This is a genomic window from Enterobacter sp. K510 (assembly GCF_055804875.1).
Map to the genome: position 1 here is coordinate 133980 of NZ_JBNRLQ010000004.1, position 22487 is coordinate 156466.

Sequence of the window (22487 nt, forward strand, 5' to 3'; positions counted from 1 at the left end):
AGGAGTAAGTCATGGCCTTTTCACAAGCGGTCAGCGGCCTGAATGCTGCGGCCACCAACCTCGATGTCATCGGTAACAACATCGCCAACTCCGCCACTTACGGCTTTAAATCTGGCAGTGCGTCCTTCGCTGACATGTTTGCTGGTTCTAAAGTCGGTCTGGGCGTAAAAGTTGCGGGTATCACCCAGGACTTTAACGACGGCACCACCACCAATACCGGTCGTGGCCTGGACGTGGCAATCAGCCAGAACGGTTTCTTCCGTCTGGTCGACAACAACGGTTCTGTTTATTACAGCCGTAACGGTCAGTTCAAACTGGATTCCGACCGTAACATCGTTAACATGCAGGGACTGCAACTGACCGGCTATCCGGCAACAGGTACGCCGCCGACCATCCAGCAAGGCGCGAACCCGACCGCCATCTCCGTGCCAAACACGCTGATGTCGGCGAAAACCACCACCACTGCGGCGATGCAGATCAACCTGAACTCGTCTGACAAACTGCCGACCATTGCCACCTTTGATCCGACCAACGCGGACTCCTACAACAAGAAAGGGTCGGTGACGGTATTTGATACCCAGGGTAACGCCCATGACATGAACGTTTACTATGTCAAAACGGCAAATAACCAGTGGGATGTGTGGACCCAGGATTCCAGCGTCACAGGCGCAACGCCAGTGAAATCTGCCCAGATGGCCTTTGACACCAACGGTAATCTGGACGAAGTGCGTAACTACACGCTGAACACCACCACCACTCCTGCTAGCTGGGATCTGGCCGCTACACCGAATGCACAGCCGCAGGTCAATATCGTCACGGGCGCCCTGAACGGCGCGATCCCGGCGAGCTTCTCGCTGAGCTGGCTTGGCTCCATGCAGCAGAACACCGGTTCTAACAACATCGTGGCGACCAGCCAGAACGGTTACAAGCCGGGCGACCTGGTGAGCTACCAGATCAACGATGATGGCACCGTGGTGGGTAACTACTCCAACGAACAGACCCAGCTGTTAGGTCAGATCGTGCTGGCGAACTTCGCCAACAACGAAGGTCTGCAATCCGAAGGCGATAACGTCTGGTCCGCCTCCGGCGCATCCGGTGTGGCGCTGCTGGGTACCGCGGGTACCGGTAACTTCGGTTCGCTGACCAACGGCGCGCTGGAGTCGTCGAACGTTGATCTGAGTAAAGAGCTGGTGAACATGATCGTCGCGCAGCGTAACTACCAGTCGAACGCGCAGACCATCAAAACTCAGGATCAGATCCTCAACACGCTGGTTAACCTGCGCTAATCGTCTGACGGGATGGCTTCATGGATCACGCAATATATACCGCGATGGGCGCGGCAAGTCAGACGCTCAATCAGCAGTCTGTTACCGCCAGCAACCTCGCGAACGCGTCAACACCCGGTTTTCGCGCCCAGCTGAATGCGCTGCGAGCGGTACCCGTTGAAGGATTGTCACTGCCGACGCGTACGCTGGTGACGGCGTCCACGCCCGGCGCGGATATGACGCAGGGTCAAATGGACTACACGTCACGTCCGCTGGACGTGGCGTTGCAGCAGGATGGCTGGCTGGCGGTACAGGCGCCGGATGGCACCGAAGCTTATACCCGCAACGGTAACATCCAGGTTAACCCGGCAGGTCAGCTGACTATTCAGGGTAATCCGGTAATGGGCGACGGCGGCCCGATCGCCGTGCCGGAAGGCGCGGAGATCACCATCGCTGCCGACGGTACCGTGTCGGCGCTTACCCCAGGGGATCCGCCGAATACCGTGTCGCCTGTTGGCCGTCTGAAGCTGGTCAAAGCGGAAGGCAGCGAAGTGGTGCGCGGCGACGACGGCATGTTCCGTTTAAGCCAGGCCGCGCAGGCGACCCGTGGCGCGACCTTACAGGCCGATCCGACCATCCGCGTGATGTCCGGCGTGCTGGAAGGCAGTAACGTGAAGCCGGTAGCCGCGATGACCGACATGATTGCCAGTGCGCGTCGTTTTGAGATGCAAATGAAGGTGATCAGCAGCGTTGACGAAAACGACCAGCGCGCCAACTCGCTGCTGTCAATGAGCTAATAAACAGGAACACCCATGATCAACTCATTATGGATTGCCAAGACCGGCCTTGATGCCCAGCAAACCAATATGGACGTTATCGCCAACAACCTGGCGAACGTCAGCACCAACGGTTTTAAGCGTCAGCGTGCGGTCTTTGAAGACCTGCTCTACCAGACCATTCGTCAGCCGGGGGCGCAATCCTCCGAACAGACGACGCTGCCGTCAGGCTTGCAGATCGGTACCGGCGTTCGTCCGGTCGCCACTGAACGCCTGCACAGCCAGGGTAACCTGTCGCAGACTAATAACAGTAAAGACGTGGCCATCAAAGGCCAGGGTTTCTTCCAGGTAATGCTGCCGGACGGTACCGCCGCCTATACGCGCGATGGCTCGTTCCAGGTCGATCAGAATGGTCAGTTAGTGACGGCCGGTGGTTTCCAGGTGCAGCCTGCGATCACCATTCCGGCGAACTCTCTGAGCATCACTATCGGTCGTGACGGTGTGGTGAGCGTGACCCAGCAGGGTCAGGCCGCGCCGGTGCAGGTCGGCCAGCTCAACCTGACGACCTTTATGAACGACACCGGTCTGGAAAGTATTGGTGAGAACCTCTACACCGAAACCCAGTCTTCCGGCGCGCCAAATGACACCACGCCAGGCCTGAACGGCGCGGGTCTGCTGTATCAGGGTTATGTGGAAACCTCTAACGTCAACGTGGCGGAAGAGCTGGTAAACATGATCCAGGTTCAGCGCGCGTATGAAATTAACAGTAAAGCGGTATCGACGACCGATCAGATGCTGCAGAAACTGACGCAACTCTAAGGCGTGATCCGGTGCGCTAACCCCGCACCGGCACCCTGTTTTTGAAGATGAAAGCAATGTACAAAACCGCCGCGTTTCGTTATCCGCTTCTGGCTCTGCTGGCAACCTCCCTGTCCGGATGTGCCTTGATCCCTTCGACACCGCTGGTGCAAGGGGCGACCACCGCCCAACCGACGCCTGGCCCGGCGCCGATAGTCAATGGCTCCATTTACCAGTCTGCGCAGCCTGTGAACTATGGCTACCAGCCACTGTTTGAAGATCGACGTCCGCGTAACGTTGGCGACACGCTGACCATCGTGCTGGCGGAAAATGTCAGCGCCAGTAAAAGCTCCTCGGCGAATGCCAGCCGCGACGGCAAAACCAGCTTCGGCGTCGATACCGCTCCACGCTATCTGCAGGGCCTGTTCGGTAATGCGCGCGCGGATGTGGATGCCGACGGCAGCAACAGCTTTAACGGTAAAGGCGGCGCAAACGCCAGCAATACCTTTAGCGGCACCTTGACCGTCACCGTCGACCAGGTTCTGGTCAATGGCAACTTACACGTTGTGGGTGAAAAACAGATCGCCATTAATCAGGGCACTGAATTCATCCGCTTCTCCGGTGTCGTGAACCCACGCACCATCAGCGGCAGCAACACGGTTCCGTCTACCCAGGTGGCAGACGCGCGTATCGAATATGTTGGCAATGGCTACATAAACGAAGCGCAGAATATGGGCTGGCTGCAACGTTTCTTCCTTAATTTATCGCCGATGTAACTGAGGTATCCCATGTTTAAATCTCTGATTGGTATAGCGCTGGTGCTGGTGGCAACGATTGCCCAGGCCGAGCGTATCCGGGATCTCACCAGCGTACAGGGCGTACGACAAAACTCCTTAATTGGCTACGGCCTGGTGGTCGGTCTGGATGGTACAGGTGACCAGACGACCCAGACGCCGTTCACCACCCAGAGCCTGAACAACATGCTCTCGCAGATGGGGATCACCGTGCCGCCGGGCACCAACATGCAGCTGAAAAACGTGGCGGCCGTGATGGTCACCGCGCAGCTGCCGCCTTTTGCACGTCAGGGTCAGAACATCGATGTGGTGGTGTCCTCCCTCGGTAACGCCAAAAGCTTACGCGGCGGTACGCTGGTAATGACCCCGCTGAAAGGCGTGGACAGCCAGGTCTATGCGCTGGCGCAGGGTAACGTGCTGGTCGGCGGCGCAGGCGCATCCGCCGGCGGCAGCAGCGTGCAGGTGAACCAGCTTAACGGCGGCCGCATCACCGGCGGCGCGGTAGTGGAACGTGAACTGCCAAGCCAGTTCGGCGCAGGCAACACCATTAACCTGCAACTGAACAATGAAGACTTCACCCTCGCGCAGCAGATCACCGACACCATCAACCGCTCCCGCGGCTACGGCAGCGCCACGGCGCTGGATGCGCGTACCGTGCAGATCCGCGTGCCCGCGGGTAACAGCTCGCAGGTGCGTTTCCTGGCGGATATTCAGAATATGGAAGTGGGCATGACGCCGCAGGACGCGAAGATTGTCATTAACTCCCGTACCGGCTCGGTGGTGATGAACCGCGAAGTAACGCTCGACAGCTGTGCGGTGGCGCAGGGTAACCTCTCCGTGACCGTGAACCGTCAGGCGAACGTCAGTCAGCCCGATACGCCGTTTGGCGGCGGTCAGACGGTGGTGACGCCGCAGACGCAAATCGATCTGCGTCAGAGCGGCGGCTCGCTGCAAAGCGTGCGCTCCAGCGCCAACCTGAACAGCGTCGTACGCGCCCTGAACGCGCTGGGCGCCACGCCGATGGATCTGATGTCCATCCTGCAATCAATGGAAAGCGCGGGTTGCCTGCGCGCGAAACTGGAAATCATCTAATGTTGACCGACAGCCGACTGGCGGCGAGCGCGGCATGGGATGCGCAATCGCTGAATGAACTGAAATCGAAAGCCGGGCAGGATCCGGGGGCGAACCTTCGCCCCGTGGCCCGCCAGGTGGAAGGGATGTTTGTGCAGATGATGCTGAAAAGCATGCGTGAAGCCTTGCCGAAAGACGGCCTGTTCAGCAGTGATTCCACGCGCCTGTACACCAGCATGTATGACCAGCAGATCGCCCAGCAGATGACCGCCGGTAAAGGCCTCGGCCTTGCGGATATGATGGTCAAACAGATGGGCGGCGAGCAGGCGGCGCAGGCCGCCGCGTCTGAACCTGAGCAGGTGCCGATGAAGTTTCCGCTGGAAACGGTCACCACCTATCAGAACCAGGCGCTGACGCAAATGGTGCGCAAGGCGATGCCGAAAGCCCCGGAAGTCAATGATGAGCCGCTGACCGGCGACAGCAAAGACTTCCTGGCCCAGCTCTCGCTGCCTGCGCGACTGGCCAGCCAGCAGAGCGGCGTGCCGCATCACCTGATCCTCGCGCAGGCGGCGCTGGAATCCGGCTGGGGCCAGCGGCAGATCCGCCGTGAGAACGGCGAGCCAAGCTTTAACATTTTTGGCGTCAAAGCCACCTCAAACTGGAAAGGGCCGGTCACCGAGATCACCACCACCGAATTTGAAAACGGCGAAGCGAAGAAAGTGAAGGCGAAGTTCCGTGTCTACAGCTCGTATCTCGAAGCGCTGTCGGACTACGTGGGCGTGCTGACCCGCAATCCGCGCTACGCTGCCGTGACCACGGCCGCTACCGCCGAACAGGGCGCTCAGGCATTGCAGAGCGCCGGTTACGCCACCGATCCAAACTATGCGCGTAAGCTGACCGGCATGATCCAGCAGATGAAAGCGATGGGTGAGAAGGTGAGTAAAGCGTACAGCAACGATATCGAAAATCTGTTCTGAAAACTCTCAAGTTCAGAAAGGCGTTGCCGATAATCTCTATCAGGATTCATGTCTGACAGTTTATAAGGAACCTCCATGTCCAGCTTGATCAACAGCGCCATGAGCGGGCTTAGCGCAGCTCAGGCTGCACTGAATACCGCCAGTAATAACATCTCCAGTTATAACGTGGCGGGCTATACCCGTCAGACGACGGTCCTTGCGGCAGCAAACAGTACCCTGGGCGCAGGCGGCTGGACTGGCAACGGCGTATACGTGTCGGGCGTCCAGCGTGAATATGACTCGTTCATCACCAACCAGCTGCGTGCGGCGCAAACCCAGAGCAGCGGTCTGACAACGCGCTACGAGCAGATGTCCAAAATCGACGATATGCTCTCCGGCAAAACCAATACGCTGTCCGCCACGCTGCAGGACTTCTTTACCAGCTTACAGACGCTGACCAGCAACGCCGAAGATCCGGCTGCCCGTCAGACGCTGCTCGGTAAAGCCGACGGCCTGGTTAACCAGTTTAAAGTGACCGATGAGTATCTGCGCGACCAGGATAAGCAGGTTAACCTGTCTATCACTTCCAGCGTCGATCAGATCAATAACTACACCAGGCAAATCGCCACCCTTAACGATCAGATTTCCCGTCTGACCGGCGTGGGCGCAGGCGCATCGCCAAACGACCTGCTCGATCAGCGCGACCAGCTGGTCAGCGAACTGAACAAAGTCGTCGGCGTGGAAGTGAGCATTCAGGATGGCGGTACCTATAACCTGACCATGGCGAACGGTTATACGCTGGTGCAGGGCAGCAACGCCCGCCAACTGGCCGCCGTACCATCATCCGCCGATCCGGCGCGTACCACTGTGGCTTACGTCGATGCGACGGCAGGCAACATTGAGATCCCGGAAAAACTGCTGACCAGCGGTTCGCTGGGCGGTCTGCTGACGTTCCGTTCCACTAACCTGGATCAGACCCGCAACACGCTGGGACAGCTGGCGCTGAGCTTCGCGGATGCGTTTAACACCCAGCATAAAGCCGGTTTTGACGCGGATGGCAATGGCGGTAAGGATTTCTTCACCATCGGCACGCCGACCGCGCTGACCAACAGCAAAAACACCAGCGGTACCACGCTGAACCCGACGGTCAGCGACAGCACCAAAGTACAGGCGACCGACTATAAAGTGGCCTACACCAGCACCGGCTGGCAGGTGACGCGTCTGTCGGATAACACTGCCTTTAACGTCACGCCAGACACTACCGACGGCACCCTGAACTTCGATGGCCTGAAAATTGGCGTATCAGGTACGCCTAATGTCAACGAAAGCTTCACCGTGAAACCGGTGAGCAACGCCATCGTCAACATGAAGCTGGCGATCTCCGACGAATCCAAAATTGCTCTTGCGCAAACCGCGACCGGCGGCGACAGCGATAACCGTAACGGTCAGGCGTTGCTGGATCTGCAAAAAAGCAAAGTGGTCGGCGGCAACAAAACCTTTAACGATGCTTACGCCTCCCTGGTCAGCACCGTCGGCAGCACCACCGCGACGCTGAAAACCAGCAGCACCACCCAGAACAACGTGGTGACGCAGTTAAGCAATCAGCAGCAGTCGATCTCCGGCGTCAACCTTGATGAAGAGTACGGCAACCTGCAACGCTACCAGCAATATTATCTCGCCAACGCTCAGGTATTACAGACAGCCAGCACGCTGTTTGATGCGTTGCTGAGCATACGCTAAGTAAGGGGTGAATGATGCGTATTAGTACTCAGATGATGTATGACCAGAGCATGCGGGGCATTACCAACTCGCAGAGCGAATGGCTGAAGTTCGGCGAGCAGATGTCTACCGAGCAGCGTGTTAACCGCCCGTCAGACGATCCGATCGCCGCGTCGCAGGCGGTTGTGGTTTCCCAGGCGCAGGCGCAGAACAACCAGTATGCGCTGGCCCGTACCTTCGCCTCGCAAAAGATTTCGCTGGAAGATAACGTGCTGTCGCAGGTGGCGACGGCGATCACCTCGGCCCAGACCAAAGTGATCAACGCCGGCAACGACGCATTGAGCGATGATGACCGCGCCTCGCTGGCTACCGATCTGCAGGGTATTCGCGATCAGCTGATGAACCTTGCGAACAGCACTGACGGTAACGGTCGTTATATTTTCGCAGGCTACCAGACGGATAAACCGCCGTTTGACGCCGCGACCGGTGCCTATAACGGCGGCGCTCAGGCTATTACCCAGCAGGTTGATGCCGCCCGTACCATGACTATCGCCCATACCGGCACTCAGGTCTTTGACACCCTGACCGGCAATGCGGTGAAAGAGCCTGATGGTTCTGCACCGGAAACCAGCCTGTTTAAAATGCTGGATACGGCCATTGCTGCGCTGAAAACCCCGGTCAGCGGCGACGATGCCGCCAAGGCGACCTCTCAGGCGGCGCTGGATAAAACCAACCGTGGTCTGCGTAACTCCCTGAACAACGTGTTGAGCGTGCGCGCGGAAGTGGGTACCCAGCTTGATGAGCTGGATAAGCTCGACGCCCTGGGCACTGACCGTCAGTTAGGGTTGTCGTCGCAGATGAGCGCGCTGGTGGACGTGGACTGGAGTTCGGCGATTTCGTCCTACACCATGAAACAGGCCGCGTTGCAGGCGTCTTATAAAGCCTTCACCGATATGCAGGGTATGTCGTTATTCCAGATGAACCGATAAAAGCATTTATGCTAAAAAGCCCGCGCCATCATAGCGCGGGCTTTTTTTATGCCGGTTTACGGCTGCGTCTGTACCTGTGTACGGATTTCCCCGGCGCGCAGGCGGATAGCCAGCGCAATCACCCCGCAGACCGTGGCAAGGGCCACCACCGCAGGCCAGCCCGCCATTGAGTAGACTTTACTGCCCAGCGCCGAGCCTGCAGCCATGCCGATAAACACCACGGTAAACAGCAGGGCATTCAGGCGGCCACGTGCTTTAGGTTCAAGGCTGTACACCAGATTCTGATGCGCCACCAGACTGGACTGCAATCCTAAGTCAAAACCAATGGCCGACAGGGCAATCACCACCAGCTGCGCTTCAGTGGACAGCAGCGGCATGACAAACATCAAAGCAAAGGCGACGGTGACCAGCAGAGCGCCCAACTGCGTAACGCGTGACGCCCCCACTTTATCCGCCAGGCCGCCCGCCAGCGGCGCGGCTAATGCACCTGCCGCACCGGCGATGCCAAAAGTACCGGCCACCGCGCTGCCAAGGTGATAATGCTCCAGCAGCATCACCGCCAGGGTTGACCAGAAGGCGCTGAACGAGACGGACAGAAAACCCTGAGCCAGCGCCGCACGGCGCAGGGCTGGGTAACGCTGCCACAGCTGCACCGTGGATTTCATCAGCGCCGGGTAGCTAAGCTGCGAGTGGACAGCGAAACGCGGCAGTACGCACCACAACACCACGCCAATAAAGGCAATGCTGGCAGCGGCGAGCTGATACATCACGCGCCAGCCAAAAGCTGCGCCAACAAAACCGCTGACGGTACGCGACAGCAGGATCCCCAGCAGCAGGCCGGTCATCACTGTGCCAACGGTTTTGCCCTGTTTGCCTTCCGGCGCCAGGATCGCGGCGGCGGGCACGATGTCCTGCGCCATGGTCGCCGCCATACCGACCAGCAGACTGACCACCAGCAGGGTGTTCAGTTCCGACGTCAGGCTACAGGCCAGCAGAAACACCGCCAGCGCCGCGCTTTTCAACAGGATCAGCAGACGGCGATCGTAGCGGTCGCCCAGCGGCAGCAGAAATAAAATTCCCAGCGCATAGCCCGCCTGCGTCAGCGTCGGCACCAGTCCCATACCATTGATGGTGAGATGCAGGTCACTGCCCATCAGCGGCAGCAAAGGTTGCGCATAGTAGATCGCCGCGACGCTGAAACCCGCGCCGATAGCAAGAATAAAAATCAACCAGCGTGGTACATCAAAAAGGGGGGAATGACCGTTCATAATAGTGTCCTCGATAAGGTGTAGGGTCATTTTTCCCTGTTCCGGGGTAGCGCGGTAGCCAGCGCAGTGGTAAAACGGTTATACGTTAAACGTATAGGCAGCATAATTATGAAGCGTACCGAGCGTATAGACAGGTTGGATCTGATGCGGACTTTTGTACGCATCGTGGAAAGCGGTTCCCTTTCTGCTGCCGCCCGCCAGCTGGTCACCACCCAGGCCACCGTCAGCCGTCGGTTACAATCGCTGGAAACCCTGCTCGGCGCAAAATTGCTGCTGCGCACCACCCACGCCATGAAGCTGACCGATGACGGCGAGCGCTGCTATCAGCATGCGAAAAACGTTATCGACGCCTGGACGACGCTGGAGGATGAACTGAGCCTTGCCGGAGACGAGCCGGTGGGCATGTTACGGGTGCGCGCGCCCCATGCCTTTGGTCAGGAACAACTGCTGGCGCCGCTGACGGCGTTTTTGCAGCAGCATCCGAAGCTGTCGGTGGAGTGGTTTCTTAATGATAAAAGCGTCGACTTTCTCAGCGACAATATTGACTGCGCGATCCGCGTGGGCGCTGAAGTGGATCCGTCCACGGTGTCGGTAATGCTGGCGGAAGTACCGCGTCGCGTGGTGGCTGCGCCTTCGCTGCTGGCAAATTACCCGCCGGTGGAAAGGCCGCAGCAGCTGGCGGCGCTGCCCTGGGTGGCGCTCAGCACCTTCTATCAACACGAGGTGGTGCTGACCGACCGGCATGGCGCGGTGGAGCATATCCCGATCACGCCACGGCTTTTGACCGACAGCCTCTATGCCACGCGTAATACCGCACTCACCGGGCTGGGCGCGGCCATTGTCTCCGGCTGGACGGTGGAAGAGGATATTCGCGCCGGGCGGCTGGTGGAGCTGGTCCCCGACTGGCAGCCCGCGCCGCTGCCGGTACATCTGGTTTATCCCTGGGCGCGTTATTATCCGGCGCGGTTACGGGCTTTTTTACAGTTAATGCGTGATGTGATGCCCGGACTTGCGGGAATGCGGGTACCTGGTGGGTAAGCTGGATAATTCTGCTAGGTGAGATATAAAAAAAGCCGACCCGAAGGTCGGCTTTTTCACGCAGGCTGAGTGTTACTCAGGCTGCTGCGGGCGGGTGGCCGGTGCTGACGCGTGATGCGTTGCACTGTGACCACCAGCCGCGCCTTTACCGCTGAACTCAAAGGCCGGGCGTACCCAGTCGCTGTGACGCGGCGCTTCCGGAACATACTCCGGCGCTGGCGCACGGGTCATAGGCGCGGTGGCGGCTGGCTGGGCGCTGTGCGCTTTCACCGGCTCTGCGGCAGGAGCGGCAACAGGCGCTGCCACTTCTTCTGCTTTCACCGGCGCAACCGGCTCCGCTTTCACCTCTTCTGCTTCAACCGGCAGGGCTGCTGGCGCTGCAACGTCTTCCGGTTTAGCGGTTTCCGTTTCAGCGGCAGGTTCCGCAGCGGCAATGATTTCTTCAGCGATAGCTTCATCGGCTTCATCAATCAGCTGCGGCTCGGCTGCAACCGGGGCGGCAATGGCTTCGGGATGGGTGGTTTCAACCACAACCGGCTCAGGCGCGCTGACCGGAGTCTGCGGCTCAACCACCTGCGGTTCTGCTGCCTGCGCTTCAGTGGTCACGGTTTCCTGCGCGACTTCCGCCTGCTCAGCTGCGGCGGCAACCGGCAGTACAGTCTGCTCGATCTGCTCCGCGATGGCTTCTACCGGCGCGTTGTCAACGATAGCCTCTTCCTGCACCGGTTCCACGCTCTGGGCGACCGGATAACGGATCCATACCTTGCCGGACGCCATTTCTGGCGACGCGCAGGCGACGGTCATCGGCATCGGCGACTGGGTCGGGTAACGCTCGTCACGATAACGACGACGGCGCTGGCCGCTGACGCGCAGGTGACGCGGAGAACGGCGTGAGCGACGCGGCATACCAGCATTGTCACGGGATTCCGTCGACTCTTCCCCGGCAGCCTGTTCTGTTACCGCAGGCAGATCCACTTTTGCGATTTCGGTACGTGCCGCTGGCGCGTCCTGAACCGGCGCGTCTGTAACTTCTTCGGTCACCGCAGGGGCTGCTTCGCCGAAGCGTACTTTCTGGCTCAGCTGGCGCTGTTTACGGCGCGGCAGCGTCTGCACGCGCTCTTCCTGCTCAACCACATCCTGCTCAGCTTGCGGCTGCGGCTCATCGCCATTCAGCACTTTAACTTCCTGCTGCGCCTGACGCTTGTCATCGTTACGACGACGGTTGCGCTCGCGGCGGGACTGCTGCTGCTCGTCACGGGATTTGGTTTTATCCGCCTCTTCAACCGCAGCGACCGGCTGGCGATTTTCACGCGCTTCACCGTTCTGCGACTGCTTCTCGCGACGGTTACGACGGTTATCTTCGCGGCCTTCACGATTGTCGCGGGCTTCACGATTATCGCGTCCTTCGCGGCTATCGTTACCCTCATTGCGATCGCGATTATCACGGTTATCGCGATTATCACGGCGATCGTTGCGGTCGCGGCGATTGTTCTGGCGCGGCTTACGACGCTCCTGTGAACGCTCCGGCTTCACGTCTTTAACTTCAGCTTCCGCTTTCACTTCAGCCGGTTTGGCAGGTTCGTCGTCGGCAAAGAGTTTTTTCAGCGCGCCAAGTATACGGCTGATGAGGCCAGGCGCTGCTTTTTCAGCAGGCGCGGCGGCGGCAGGCTTATCAGCCGGCGCTGCCACAGTGGCTTCAGGAGCTGGCGGAATTTCCGGCATGGCAAAGGTAGCCAGCGCAGGTTGTTCCGGCTGCTTACGCTCGGCGTACTCTTCTTCCGACGGCATCGCCATCGCTTCTTCGTGCAGTTTAGGCAGCTTGTAGCTCAGGGTTGAGGTTTCTTCACCCTTACGCACACGCAGCACAGAGTAGTGAGGCGTTTCCATCTGATCGTTAGGCACGATCACACATTTGATACCGCCCTGGCGCGCTTCGATTGCGCTTACCGCTGCACGTTTTTCGTTCAGCAGATAGGAGGCAATCGGCACCGGAACGATGGCGTGAACTTCCTGGGTATTCTCTTTCAGCGCTTCTTCTTCAATCAGACGCAGAATGGAGAGGGACAGGGATTCGTTGTCACGAATGGTGCCCGTACCGCTACAGCGTGGGCAGACGTGATGGCTGGACTCGCCCAGCGACGGGCTCAGGCGCTGACGGGACATCTCCAGCAGGCCGAAGCGTGAAATATGGCTGATCTGGATACGCGCGCGATCCTGACGCACGGCTTCGCGCAGACGGTTTTCCACCGCACGCTGGTGGCGCACCGGGGTCATATCGATAAAGTCGATAACGATCAGGCCGCCGAGGTCGCGCAGACGCAGCTGACGGGCAATCTCGTCTGCCGCTTCCAGGTTGGTGTTGAACGCGGTTTCTTCGATGTCGCCGCCACGGGTTGCCCGCGCGGAGTTGATGTCGATGGCGGTCAGGGCTTCGGTGGAGTCGATAACAATAGAGCCACCGGACGGCAGACGCACTTCACGCTGGAAAGCGGATTCAATCTGCGATTCGATCTGGTAATGGCTGAACAGCGGAATTTCACCGGTGTACAGTTTGATTTTGCTGCTGAAATCAGGACGACCCAGCGCAGAAATGTGCTGACGCGCCAGCTCCAGCACTTTCGGGTTATCGATGAGGATCTCACCAATATCCTGACGCAGGTAATCACGGAAGGCACGCACAATCACGTTGCTTTCCTGATGGATCAGGAACGGAGCAGGGCGGCTTTCAGCGGCTTTCTGAATGGCTTCCCAGTGCTTCATACGGAAGCTGAGATCCCATTGCAGCGCTTCGGCTGATTTACCCACACCGGCGGTGCGAACAATCAGACCCATGCCGTCCGGCAGTTCAAGACTGGCCAGCGCTTCTTTTAATTCGGTACGATCGTCGCCTTCAATACGACGAGAGATGCCACCCGCGCGCGGGTTGTTCGGCATCAGGACCAGGTAGCTCCCTGCAAGACTGATAAAGGTGGTCAGTGCCGCACCTTTGTTGCCACGCTCTTCTTTGTCGATCTGTACAATAACTTCCTGGCCTTCGCGCAGCACATCTTTGATGTTTGGACGACCGTGGGAGCTGTAATTAGAAGGGAAATATTCGCGGGCAATCTCTTTGAGAGGTAAAAAGCCGTGGCGCTCGGCACCGTAATCTACGAATGCGGCTTCCAGGCTCGGTTCAATACGGGTGATTTTGCCTTTGTAGATGTTCGCTTTTTTCTGTTCATGTCCAGGACTTTCAATATCCAGGTCGTACAGACGCTGCCCATCAACGAGGGCGACACGCAACTCTTCCTGCTGAGTTGCGTTGATTAACATTCTTTTCATCGTAACTTACTCATTATTCTTACATTGACGACTAAGCTACGGGCAGAGTATCGCCTTTCCGGGTGTGAACCGATGGCCTCGTGTCTGTTCACGTCGCCAACCTCACGGTTGTCGTACGCTTAAGAGGCGCAGAGTGTCGGTTGCCTGTATTTCATACGGAAAAACAGCGCAATTATTCGGGGAACAGCCTGGGAAAACTCTCCAGAGAAGATTCCGTCTACCGGTAAGGACTGCAACCCGCAGCCCGCTAACTGCCTGAACGATCAATACGTCTTACGCCATTGCTGCGTGGATGAACGAACGGGCAAAATTGGTGATTCCGTAAAATTCATTGTTATAACAAGCTTGAACACGGAAAGCGTAAACATTATTCCTTGCTAACCCTGTTATAGCAAGATGACTTTTACCATTTATCACCCGGTTACTCACAGTTTTTTCACCGCTGCTTCGAGATTGTTCTAAAAGCCATCAAAAAGCATAACGATGCGCAAACCCTACCGGGTAATCCTAAATATAAGCATAGAAAAATGAGTGGCGCTATTCGGCGTGGCTATTTAGAATCGCCAACCATGAAAACAGAGACTCCAGCCGTAAAAATGGTTGCTATTTCGGCTGACGAAGCCGGGCAACGAATCGACAACTTTTTGCGTACCCAGTTAAAAGGGGTACCGAAGAGCATGATTTACCGCATTCTGCGTAAAGGCGAAGTGCGGGTGAACAAAAAACGCGTCAAACCGGAATACAAACTGATGGATGGCGATGAAATTCGTATCCCGCCGGTACGGGTTGCCGAACGTGATGAAGAAGCCGTGTCGCCCCATCTGCAAAAAGTGGCGGCGCTGAGCGATGTCATTCTTTATGAAGACGATCATATTCTGGTGCTCAACAAGCCGTCCGGCACCGCAGTACATGGTGGCAGCGGCCTGAGCTTTGGCGTGATTGAAGGCCTGCGCGCGCTGCGTCCGGAAGCCCGTTTCCTTGAGCTGGTGCATCGTCTTGACCGCGACACCTCCGGCGTCCTGTTGGTCGCTAAAAAGCGCTCGGCGCTGCGTTCGCTCCATGAACAGTTGCGCGAAAAGGGTATGCAGAAAGATTATCTGGCACTGGTACGAGGCCAGTGGCAGTCGCATGTGAAAGTGGTGCAGGCGCCGCTGCTGAAAAATATTCTGCAAAGCGGCGAACGTATTGTGCGCGTAAGCCAGGAAGGTAAGCCGTCCGAGACGCGCTTCAAAGTGGAAGAGCGCTATGAACATGCCACGCTGGTACGCTGTAGCCCGGTGACGGGCCGTACGCACCAGATCCGCGTCCATACGCAGCACGCCGGGCATCCCATCGCCTTTGATGATCGTTATGGCGATCGCGATTTCGATCGCCAGCTTGCCGGTACCGGTCTGAACCGTCTGTTCCTGCACGCTGCGGCGCTGAAATTTACGCATCCGAATACGGGTGAAGCGATCCGCATCGAAGCGCCGCTGGACGATCAGCTCAAACACTGCCTGCAGGTGTTACGCAACGCGAAGTAACGCCCGACAGGACGAGGGCTTATGGCCTGAGCCATTTATCCAGCGAGGGGTAAACCTCGTCCTGTTGTTGCTGATAAAAAACATGCCCGAGTTCCGGCCAGCTTTTGGTCACTAATCTGTCATCCGCCTGTTGCGACGCCCAGACCTCACGGGCGCGGGCATAGGCATCCTCGACCGCCTGTGGCGGAAATAACTTATCTTTGCCGCCGCTAAAAATCAGCATGGGTTTCGGCGCGGCAATGCTGGCGACATCGGGAATATCGAGATGGGCAGGCATACCGGGATGAAGCATGTAAAAGGCGGACTGCCCGCGCAGCACGTTATTGCCCGGCTGCATCAGGCCGTCATAGGTGCCAAACCAGGAAATTACCGCCGTGGCCGCCACCTTGTCCGACAGGGCAGCCAGCTGCCAGGCGCGGAAACCGCCCATTGAGAAGCCCAGCACGCCAATGCGTTTGCTGTCGACGTTATTAAGCGTGGTGAGAAAATCCACGGTGCGCATATCTTCATAGGCCATTTCACCGGCCAGCGAGCGGCCAAGGTTAAAATAGTTGCTCGCCAGCGCCTGTTGCTGTTCGTACACCAGCGGGCCACGCTCGCCCCAGCCGGTGCTGTCGATGGCGATTACCACATAGCCACGCCTGGCCAGCTCATCGCCGGGAAAACGCCCGCTGAAGAACTTGTCGGCCCACGCCTGCGCGCTGGCGAGCGTTTCGGCATTCCCCCACGGGCGGATGACTTTCTCTTTGCCAATATCAAACTTTGAACCGTGATCGTGCAATAACACCACCGCCGGATGGGGACCCGCTGCTTTGGGGAGCAGCATCAGGGCGTTAATACGGTTGTCGTCGGTGATGTTCAGGGCGATTTTGCGGGCGAGGTAACTGCCACGATCCTCCTCCATCAGCGTCTGCGGCGCAAATGGCTTATGTGAATCCGGCGTCAGCAGGGCGCTGCGCAACAGCTGGCGGGCGTGCTGCTGCCAGCGGGTGAAGTCAGAGAAATGGCTGGACTGCCAGGCGTCGGGATAGGTCATCTGCGCTTTTAACGCCGCCACGTTGCCCGGAAGATTACCTTCGATAATGCCGGTCGGCGGTTTATTTTCCGCCATACCCGAGCCGCTGGTTACAAATAACATCATTGCCAGAAATGCTTTTGCTGAATATTTCATCACCCACCTTTAAATTAAAACGTAGTTTCAAAAAGTCAGGTGATGAATAATAGAGCAATGACAGCGTTAAACCGTGATCCTTAAGGCATTAATATAATAACGGATTACTGTTTTCCCGGCGCAGCATCTGGCACAGGGTTATCAGCGGCAGACCCACCAGCGTATTGGGGTCGCGCCCCTCAAGGCGTTCAAACAGGGTGATGCCAAGGCCCTCGCTTTTGAAGCTGCCAGCACAGTTCAGCGGACGCTCTTTACGCAGGTAATCGCCGATCTCCTGCTCGCTGAGATGGCGAAAATGCACATCGAAAGGCTCACATTCGGTTTGCAGATGACCGGTGGCGGAATTATAAAGCGCAAGGCCGGTATAAAAAGTAACGATACTGCCCCGCGCCTTCATCAACTGGCGGTAAGCATTTTCTTCTGTCAGCGGTTTACCGGTAATTTCACCATCCAGTACGCATACCTGATCGGAACCGATAATAAGGTGCGCAGGATAACGTTCGGCAAGGGACTGCGCTTTCGCCTGCGCCAGCCGCAGCACCAGCTGACGCGGGGTTTCGCCCGCCTTTGGCGTTTCATCGACGCCAGGGGCGGCGCACTCAAAAGGCACGCCAATTTTTTCCAGCAGCGCGCGACGATAAGGCGAAGTGGAAGCGAGCACGAGATTTGACATATTTTTTCCACCTTTTATATAGCGTAACCAGGTCAGGCATTTTAAACTACAGGCCGCAATGTGTGCGAATAATTGGCAAAAGGCAACCGCAGGCTGCCTTTTTCTTTGACTCTATGACATTACAAAGTTAATATGCGCGCCCTATGCAAAAGGTAAAATTACCCCTGACTCTTGATCCGGTCCGTACGGCTCAAAAACGCCTTGATTACGAGGGAATCTATACTCGCGATCAGGCTGAGCGTGTCGCCGAATCCGTAGTTAGTGTGGACAGTGATGTGGAATGCTCCATGTCGTTTGCTATCGACAACCAGCGTCTGGCGGTATTAACCGGCGATGCTAAGGTATCGGTAACGCTCGAATGCCAGCGTTGCGGGAAGCCGTTTCCCCATCAGGTCTACACACAGTATTGTTTTAGCCCGATCGTCAAAGACGAACAGGCCGAAGCACTCCCGGAAGCGTACGAGCCAATTCAGGTCAACGAATTTGGTGAAATCGATCTGCTGGCGCTGGTGGAAGATGAAATTATCCTCACCTTGCCGGTAGTTCCGGTGCATGATTCTGAACACTGTGAAGTGTCCGAGGCGGACATGGTGTTTGGTGAATTGCCTGATGAAGCGCAAAAGCCAAACCCATTTGCCGTATTAGCCAGCTTAAAGCGCAAGTAACAGGTTCTGCCTGTTCTTTCGTGGATAACCGTAATTGAGGAGTAAGGTCCATGGCCGTACAACAAAATAAACCAACCCGTTCCAAACGTGGCATGCGTCGTTCCCATGACGCGCTGACCGCAGTCACCAGCCTGTCTGTAGACAAAACTTCTGGTGAGTCTCACCTGCGTCACCACATGACCGCTGACGGTTTCTACCGTGGTCGCAAGGTAATCACTAAGTAATCACGCTTTTGCGTGATGAAGCTTAGTGAGGATTTCCCCGTGTAAGCGGGGATATACCGCCTTGACACGTCTAACCCTGGCGTTAGATGTCATGGGGGGCGATTTTGGCCCTTCCGTGACGGTGCCTGCAGCATTGCAGGCACTGAATTCTAATTCACAACTCACTCTTCTTTTAGTCGGCGATCCCGACGCAATCACGCCATTACTTGCCAGAGCTGATTTCGAACAACGTTCGCGTCTGCAGATTATCCCTGCGCAGTCAGTTATTGCCAGTGATGCGCGCGCCTCGCAGGCGATACGCAATAGCCGTGGCAGTTCGATGCGCGTTGCGCTGGAGCTGGTAAAAGAAGGGCGCGCCGAGGCCTGCGTGAGCGCAGGGAATACCGGCGCGTTGATGGGGCTGGCTAAACTCCTGCTCAGGCCGATTGACGGCATTGAGCGTCCGGCGCTGATGACGGTATTACCGCATCAGCAGAAGGGCAAAACGGTAGTGCTGGATTTAGGCGCTAACGTGGATTGCGACAGCACGATGCTGATGCAGTTCGCGTTGATGGGTTCGGTGATGGCGGAAGAAGTGCTTGGCATTCCTCATCCCCGCGTGGCATTGCTGAACATTGGCGAAGAAGAGACCAAAGGTCTCGACAGCATTCGCGATGCCGCAGCCTTGTTAAAATCCATCCCGTCGATTAACTATATTGGCTATCTTGAAGCTAACGAATTACTCACCGGCAAAACGGATGTGCTGGTATGTGACGGTTTTACGGGAAACGTCACATTAAAGACTATGGAAGGTGTGGTCAGAATGTTCCTTTCGCTGCTGAAATCGCAGGGCGAGGGGAAAAAACGGTCGTGGTGGCTGATTTTATTAAAGCGTTGGTTACAAAAAAGCCTGAGCAGGCGATTCAGTCACCTCAACCCCGACCAGTATAATGGCGCGTGTCTGTTAGGATTGCGCGGCACGGTGATTAAGAGTCATGGTGCAGCCAATCAGCGAGCGTTTACAGTCGCGATTGAACAGGCAGTGCAGGCGGTGCAGCGACAAGTCCCTTCGCGGATTGCCGCTCGCCTGGAATCTGTGTTACCGGAAAAAGACTGAGCGTACATGCATACGAAGATTATTGGTACCGGCAGCTATCTGCCTGAACAAGTGCGAACCAACGCCGACCTGGAAAAAATGGTGGATACCTCCGACGAGTGGATTGTCACGCGCACGGGTATCCGCGAACGCCGCATTGCCGCGCCTGATGAAACCGTGTCTACCATGGGTTTCGAGGCAGCAAAACGCGCGCTGGAAATGTCAGGTATTGATAAGAATGAAATTGGCCTGATCATCGTGGCAACGACATCAGCGACGCACGCCTTTCCGAGCGCGGCCTGCCAGGTGCAGAGCATGCTGGAAATTAAAGGCTGTCCGGCCTTTGACGTCGCCGCAGCCTGTGCCGGTTTCACCTATGCCCTGAGCATTGCCGATCAGTACGTAAAATCCGGCGCCGTGAAATATGCGCTGGTGATCGGTTCTGACGTGCTGGCCCGCACCTGCGATCCGGCGGATCGTGGCACCATTATTATTTTTGGCGATGGCGCGGGTGCCGTGCTGCTCGGCGCGTCTGAAGAGCAGGGCATTATCTCCACCCATCTGCACGCTGACGGCAGCTACGGTGAATTACTGACGTTGCCGAACATTGATCGCGTGACGCCGGACAACCCGACTTATCTGACGATGGCCGGTAACGAAGTCTTTAAAGTGGCCGTGACGGAACTGGCGCACATCGTCGAAGAAACCCTGGCGGCGAATAACCTCGACCGCAGTGAACTCGACTGGCTGGTGCCGCACCAGGCTAACCTGCGTATTATCAGCGCGACGGCCAGAAAACTGGGCATGTCGATGGATAACGTTGTCGTGACCCTGGATCGTCATGGCAATACCTCTGCGGCTTCGGTGCCATGCGCCTTAGACGAAGCCGTCCGGGACGGACGCATCAAGCCGGGGCAGCTGGTGCTGCTTGAAGCCTTCGGCGGCGGGTTCACCTGGGGTTCCGCACTGGTTCGTTTCTAAAATTTAAGGATAAAAACATGACGCAATTTGCATTTGTGTTCCCGGGACAGGGCTCTCAGGCCGTTGGCATGCTCGCTGAACTGGCTGCCGACTATCCGGTGATTGAAGAAACTTTCCGCGAAGCGACAGCGGTGCTGGGCTATGATCTGTGGGCGCTGGCTCAACAGGGCCCGGCAGAAGAACTGAATAAAACCTGGCAGACGCAGCCTGCGCTGCTGACGGCTTCCGTGGCGCTGTGGCGCGTATGGCAGCAGGCGGGCGGTAAAACCCCTGCCATGATGGCAGGCCACAGTCTGGGTGAATACTCTGCGCTGGTGTGCGCGGGCGTTATTGATTTCGCTGATGCGGTTCGCCTGGTCGAGCTGCGCGGTAAATTTATGCAGGAAGCCGTGCCTGCGGGTACGGGCGGCATGTCCGCTATTATTGGCCTGGACGATGCAGCCATCGCTAAAGCCTGCGAAGAATCTGCCGAAGGGCAGGTGGTTTCACCGGTGAACTTTAACTCGCCGGGCCAGGTGGTGATCGCCGGTCATAAAGAAGCGGTTGAACGTGCAGGCGCAGCCTGTAAAGCGGCGGGCGCAAAACGCGCGCTGCCGTTGCCGGTCAGCGTACCGTCACACTGCGCGCTGATGAAGCCTGCGGCAGAGAAGCTGGCGGCAGAGCTTGAGAAAATCACCTTTAACACCCCGTCAGTTCCGGTTGTGAACAACGTGGATGTGAAATGTGAAACCACGCCTGCGGCCATCCGTGATGCCCTGGTTCGCCAGCTGTACAGTCCGGTACAATGGACGAAGAGCGTTGAATTCATGGCTGCGCAGGGCGTGGAGCACCTGTATGAAGTCGGTCCTGGTAAAGTACTGACCGGCCTGACCAAACGTATTGTTGACACCCTGACAGCGTCGGCCATTAACGAGCCGGCGGCGATGTCAGCGGCGCTTGAGCAATAACAGAGGAAAACCAAAACCATGAGTTTTGAAGGAAAAGTTGCACTGGTTACCGGTGCAAGCCGTGGCATTGGCCGCGCAATCGCTGAAACGCTGGTCGCCCGCGGCGCGAAAGTTGTCGGTACGGCAACCAGCGAAAGTGGCGCACAGGCGATCAGTGATTATTTAGGTGCTAACGGTAAAGGTCTGATGTTAAACGTGACCGATCCGGCATCTATTGAATCTGTACTGGAAAATATTCGCGCGGAGTTTGGCGAAGTGGACATCCTGGTCAATAATGCCGGGATCACTCGCGACAACCTGTTAATGCGTATGAAAGATGATGAGTGGATCGATATTCTCGAAACCAACCTTTCATCTGTTTTCCGTCTGTCAAAAGCGGTAATGCGCGCTATGATGAAAAAACGTCATGGGCGGATTATCACTATCGGTTCTGTGGTCGGTACCATGGGAAATGCAGGTCAGGCCAACTACGCTGCGGCGAAAGCGGGTCTGATTGGCTTTAGTAAATCGCTGGCGCGTGAAATCGCGTCCCGCGGTATTACGGTAAACGTTGTTGCTCCGGGCTTTATTGAAACGGACATGACGCGTGCGCTCTCTGACGAACAGCGTGCGGGTATTCTGGCGCAGGTTCCTGCGGGTCGCCTCGGTGGCGCTCAGGAAATCGCCAATGCGGTTGCATTTTTAGCTTCAGACGAGGCGAGTTACATCACGGGTGAAACTTTGCACGTCAACGGCGGGATGTATATGGTTTAACCACGTTATTTCCTAAAACACATTTAGGGAATAATTTTATTTGCGTTATCAGGCCAAAAGGCCTCAAAATAGCGTAAAATCGTGGTAAGAACTGCCGGGATTTAGTTGCAAATTTTTCAACATTTTATACACTACGAAAACCATCGCGAAAGCGAGTTTTGATAGGAAATTTAAGAGTATGAGCACTATCGAAGAACGCGTTAAGAAGATTATCGGCGAGCAGCTGGGCGTTAAGCAGGAAGAAGTGACCAACAATGCATCTTTTGTTGATGACCTGGGCGCAGATTCTCTTGACACCGTTGAGCTGGTAATGGCTTTGGAAGAAGAGTTTGATACTGAGATTCCGGACGAAGAAGCTGAGAAAATCACTACTGTTCAGGCTGCCATTGATTACATCAACGGTCACCAGGCGTAAGTGAACATCTCCAGGCGGTCATTCGACCGCCTGAGTTTTATCTTTTAGTCCCACAAAATCTTTTT

At 56.9% G+C, this 22487-nt stretch carries 21 protein-coding genes; 17 read left to right on the plus strand and 4 right to left on the minus strand.

What is annotated here, in order from left to right:
• Positions 1 to 11: 11 nt before the first annotated feature.
• The 8 genes from flgE to flgL all read left to right on the plus strand — a co-directional run bounded on the left by flgE (position 12) and on the right by flgL (position 8368).
• Complete coding sequence (gene flgE, locus ACQUTD_RS08465; protein WP_473274905.1) at positions 12 to 1286, plus strand: flagellar hook protein FlgE; 1275 nt, start codon at positions 12 to 14, stop codon at positions 1284 to 1286.
• Positions 1287 to 1306: 20 nt separating this feature from the next.
• A complete protein-coding gene (locus ACQUTD_RS08470) occupies positions 1307 to 2062 on the plus strand; it encodes a flagellar basal body rod protein FlgF (protein WP_072568144.1) in 756 nt (251 codons plus the stop codon).
• Between the two features lie 15 nt (positions 2063 to 2077).
• Positions 2078 to 2860, plus strand: a complete 783-nt coding sequence (gene flgG, locus ACQUTD_RS08475; protein ID WP_072568145.1) for a flagellar basal-body rod protein FlgG — start codon at positions 2078 to 2080, stop codon at positions 2858 to 2860.
• 56 nt (positions 2861 to 2916) lie between these two features.
• Positions 2917 to 3615, plus strand: coding sequence for a flagellar basal body L-ring protein FlgH (locus ACQUTD_RS08480; RefSeq protein WP_318377276.1), 699 nt, complete (start codon positions 2917 to 2919; stop codon positions 3613 to 3615).
• 12 nt (positions 3616 to 3627) lie between these two features.
• A complete protein-coding gene (locus ACQUTD_RS08485; RefSeq protein WP_072568147.1) occupies positions 3628 to 4725 on the plus strand; it encodes a flagellar basal body P-ring protein FlgI in 1098 nt (365 codons plus the stop codon).
• Entirely contained in the window at positions 4725 to 5681 is a 957-nt protein-coding gene (flgJ, locus tag ACQUTD_RS08490; protein WP_072568148.1) for a flagellar assembly peptidoglycan hydrolase FlgJ, read from the plus strand. The genes ACQUTD_RS08485 and flgJ overlap by 1 nt, the downstream gene beginning before the upstream one ends.
• Before the next feature lie 75 nt (positions 5682 to 5756).
• The gene (flgK, locus tag ACQUTD_RS08495) at positions 5757 to 7400 is read left to right on the plus strand and encodes a flagellar hook-associated protein FlgK (protein ID WP_072568149.1); all 1644 of its coding nucleotides are present in this window, start codon (positions 5757 to 5759) and stop codon (positions 7398 to 7400) included.
• Positions 7401 to 7414: 14 nt separating this feature from the next.
• A complete protein-coding gene (gene flgL / locus ACQUTD_RS08500) occupies positions 7415 to 8368 on the plus strand; it encodes a flagellar hook-associated protein FlgL (RefSeq protein WP_072568150.1) in 954 nt (317 codons plus the stop codon).
• A gap of 56 nt (positions 8369 to 8424) precedes the next feature.
• Here flgL and ACQUTD_RS08505 read toward each other — a convergent pair whose 3' ends face one another.
• Positions 8425 to 9636, minus strand: coding sequence for an MFS transporter (locus ACQUTD_RS08505; RefSeq protein ID WP_318364544.1), 1212 nt, complete (start codon positions 9634 to 9636; stop codon positions 8425 to 8427).
• Between the two features lie 108 nt (positions 9637 to 9744).
• Between ACQUTD_RS08505 and ACQUTD_RS08510 the strand changes: the two genes are divergently transcribed.
• Entirely contained in the window at positions 9745 to 10674 is a 930-nt protein-coding gene (locus tag ACQUTD_RS08510) for a LysR family transcriptional regulator (protein ID WP_318364545.1), read from the plus strand.
• A gap of 72 nt (positions 10675 to 10746) precedes the next feature.
• On the opposite strand, the gene rne is transcribed toward ACQUTD_RS08510, so the two are convergent.
• Positions 10747 to 13995 carry a ribonuclease E gene (gene rne, locus ACQUTD_RS08515; RefSeq protein ID WP_318364546.1) on the minus strand — a complete coding sequence of 1083 codons (3249 nt, stop codon included), beginning with the start codon at positions 13993 to 13995 and terminating at the stop codon, positions 10747 to 10749.
• A 569-nt stretch (positions 13996 to 14564) separates the two neighbouring features.
• Between rne and rluC the strand changes: the two genes are divergently transcribed.
• Complete coding sequence (rluC, locus tag ACQUTD_RS08520; protein ID WP_099458760.1) at positions 14565 to 15518, plus strand: 23S rRNA pseudouridine(955/2504/2580) synthase RluC; 954 nt, start codon at positions 14565 to 14567, stop codon at positions 15516 to 15518.
• Positions 15519 to 15537: 19 nt separating this feature from the next.
• Here rluC and ACQUTD_RS08525 read toward each other — a convergent pair whose 3' ends face one another.
• Entirely contained in the window at positions 15538 to 16659 is a 1122-nt protein-coding gene (locus tag ACQUTD_RS08525; protein WP_473274997.1) for an alpha/beta fold hydrolase, read from the minus strand.
• A gap of 118 nt (positions 16660 to 16777) precedes the next feature.
• Positions 16778 to 17362, minus strand: coding sequence for a Maf family protein (locus ACQUTD_RS08530; protein WP_318364549.1), 585 nt, complete (start codon positions 17360 to 17362; stop codon positions 16778 to 16780).
• A gap of 143 nt (positions 17363 to 17505) precedes the next feature.
• On the opposite strand from ACQUTD_RS08530, the gene yceD reads away from it, so the two are divergent.
• The 7 genes from yceD (at position 17506) to acpP (ending at position 22422) form a co-directional block, all read left to right on the plus strand.
• Positions 17506 to 18027 carry a 23S rRNA accumulation protein YceD gene (yceD, locus tag ACQUTD_RS08535; RefSeq protein ID WP_072568157.1) on the plus strand — a complete coding sequence of 174 codons (522 nt, stop codon included), beginning with the start codon at positions 17506 to 17508 and terminating at the stop codon, positions 18025 to 18027.
• A gap of 50 nt (positions 18028 to 18077) precedes the next feature.
• On the plus strand, positions 18078 to 18251 hold the full coding sequence (rpmF, locus tag ACQUTD_RS08540) for a 50S ribosomal protein L32 (RefSeq protein WP_042392755.1): 174 nt from the start codon (positions 18078 to 18080) through the stop codon (positions 18249 to 18251).
• 61 nt (positions 18252 to 18312) lie between these two features.
• A complete protein-coding gene (plsX, locus tag ACQUTD_RS08545) occupies positions 18313 to 19347 on the plus strand; it encodes a phosphate acyltransferase PlsX (protein WP_318364550.1) in 1035 nt (344 codons plus the stop codon).
• Positions 19348 to 19353: 6 nt separating this feature from the next.
• The gene (locus ACQUTD_RS08550) at positions 19354 to 20307 is read left to right on the plus strand and encodes a beta-ketoacyl-ACP synthase III (protein ID WP_072568159.1); all 954 of its coding nucleotides are present in this window, start codon (positions 19354 to 19356) and stop codon (positions 20305 to 20307) included.
• Between the two features lie 17 nt (positions 20308 to 20324).
• Positions 20325 to 21254, plus strand: coding sequence for an ACP S-malonyltransferase (gene fabD / locus ACQUTD_RS08555; protein WP_072568160.1), 930 nt, complete (start codon positions 20325 to 20327; stop codon positions 21252 to 21254).
• An 18-nt stretch (positions 21255 to 21272) separates the two neighbouring features.
• Complete coding sequence (gene fabG, locus ACQUTD_RS08560) at positions 21273 to 22007, plus strand: 3-oxoacyl-ACP reductase FabG (RefSeq protein ID WP_072568161.1); 735 nt, start codon at positions 21273 to 21275, stop codon at positions 22005 to 22007.
• A 178-nt stretch (positions 22008 to 22185) separates the two neighbouring features.
• Positions 22186 to 22422: an acyl carrier protein gene (gene acpP, locus ACQUTD_RS08565; RefSeq protein ID WP_072568162.1), complete on the plus strand. Its 237-nt coding sequence runs from the start codon at positions 22186 to 22188 to the stop codon at positions 22420 to 22422.
• Positions 22423 to 22487: the final 65 nt, after the last annotated feature.

Bases quoted from the DNA above. Each gene is read 5' to 3' on its own strand.
- flgE (WP_473274905.1), top strand. From the start codon at position 12: ATGGCCTTTTCACAAGCGGTCAGCGGCCTGAATGCTGCGGCCACCAAC.
- ACQUTD_RS08470 (WP_072568144.1), top strand. From the start codon at position 1,307: ATGGATCACGCAATATATACCGCGATGGGCGCGGCAAGTCAGACGCTC.
- flgG (WP_072568145.1), top strand. From the start codon at position 2,078: ATGATCAACTCATTATGGATTGCCAAGACCGGCCTTGATGCCCAGCAA.
- ACQUTD_RS08480 (WP_318377276.1), top strand. From the start codon at position 2,917: ATGTACAAAACCGCCGCGTTTCGTTATCCGCTTCTGGCTCTGCTGGCA.
- ACQUTD_RS08485 (WP_072568147.1), top strand. From the start codon at position 3,628: ATGTTTAAATCTCTGATTGGTATAGCGCTGGTGCTGGTGGCAACGATT.
- flgJ (WP_072568148.1), top strand. From the start codon at position 4,725: ATGTTGACCGACAGCCGACTGGCGGCGAGCGCGGCATGGGATGCGCAA.
- flgK (WP_072568149.1), top strand. From the start codon at position 5,757: ATGTCCAGCTTGATCAACAGCGCCATGAGCGGGCTTAGCGCAGCTCAG.
- flgL (WP_072568150.1), top strand. From the start codon at position 7,415: ATGCGTATTAGTACTCAGATGATGTATGACCAGAGCATGCGGGGCATT.
- ACQUTD_RS08505 (WP_318364544.1), bottom strand. From the start codon at position 9,636: ATGAACGGTCATTCCCCCCTTTTTGATGTACCACGCTGGTTGATTTTT.
- ACQUTD_RS08510 (WP_318364545.1), top strand. From the start codon at position 9,745: ATGAAGCGTACCGAGCGTATAGACAGGTTGGATCTGATGCGGACTTTT.
- rne (WP_318364546.1), bottom strand. From the start codon at position 13,995: ATGAAAAGAATGTTAATCAACGCAACTCAGCAGGAAGAGTTGCGTGTC.
- rluC (WP_099458760.1), top strand. From the start codon at position 14,565: ATGAAAACAGAGACTCCAGCCGTAAAAATGGTTGCTATTTCGGCTGAC.
- ACQUTD_RS08525 (WP_473274997.1), bottom strand. From the start codon at position 16,659: ATGATGTTATTTGTAACCAGCGGCTCGGGTATGGCGGAAAATAAACCG.
- ACQUTD_RS08530 (WP_318364549.1), bottom strand. From the start codon at position 17,362: ATGTCAAATCTCGTGCTCGCTTCCACTTCGCCTTATCGTCGCGCGCTG.
- yceD (WP_072568157.1), top strand. From the start codon at position 17,506: ATGCAAAAGGTAAAATTACCCCTGACTCTTGATCCGGTCCGTACGGCT.
- rpmF (WP_042392755.1), top strand. From the start codon at position 18,078: ATGGCCGTACAACAAAATAAACCAACCCGTTCCAAACGTGGCATGCGT.
- ACQUTD_RS08550 (WP_072568159.1), top strand. From the start codon at position 19,354: ATGCATACGAAGATTATTGGTACCGGCAGCTATCTGCCTGAACAAGTG.
- fabD (WP_072568160.1), top strand. From the start codon at position 20,325: ATGACGCAATTTGCATTTGTGTTCCCGGGACAGGGCTCTCAGGCCGTT.
- fabG (WP_072568161.1), top strand. From the start codon at position 21,273: ATGAGTTTTGAAGGAAAAGTTGCACTGGTTACCGGTGCAAGCCGTGGC.
- acpP (WP_072568162.1), top strand. From the start codon at position 22,186: ATGAGCACTATCGAAGAACGCGTTAAGAAGATTATCGGCGAGCAGCTG.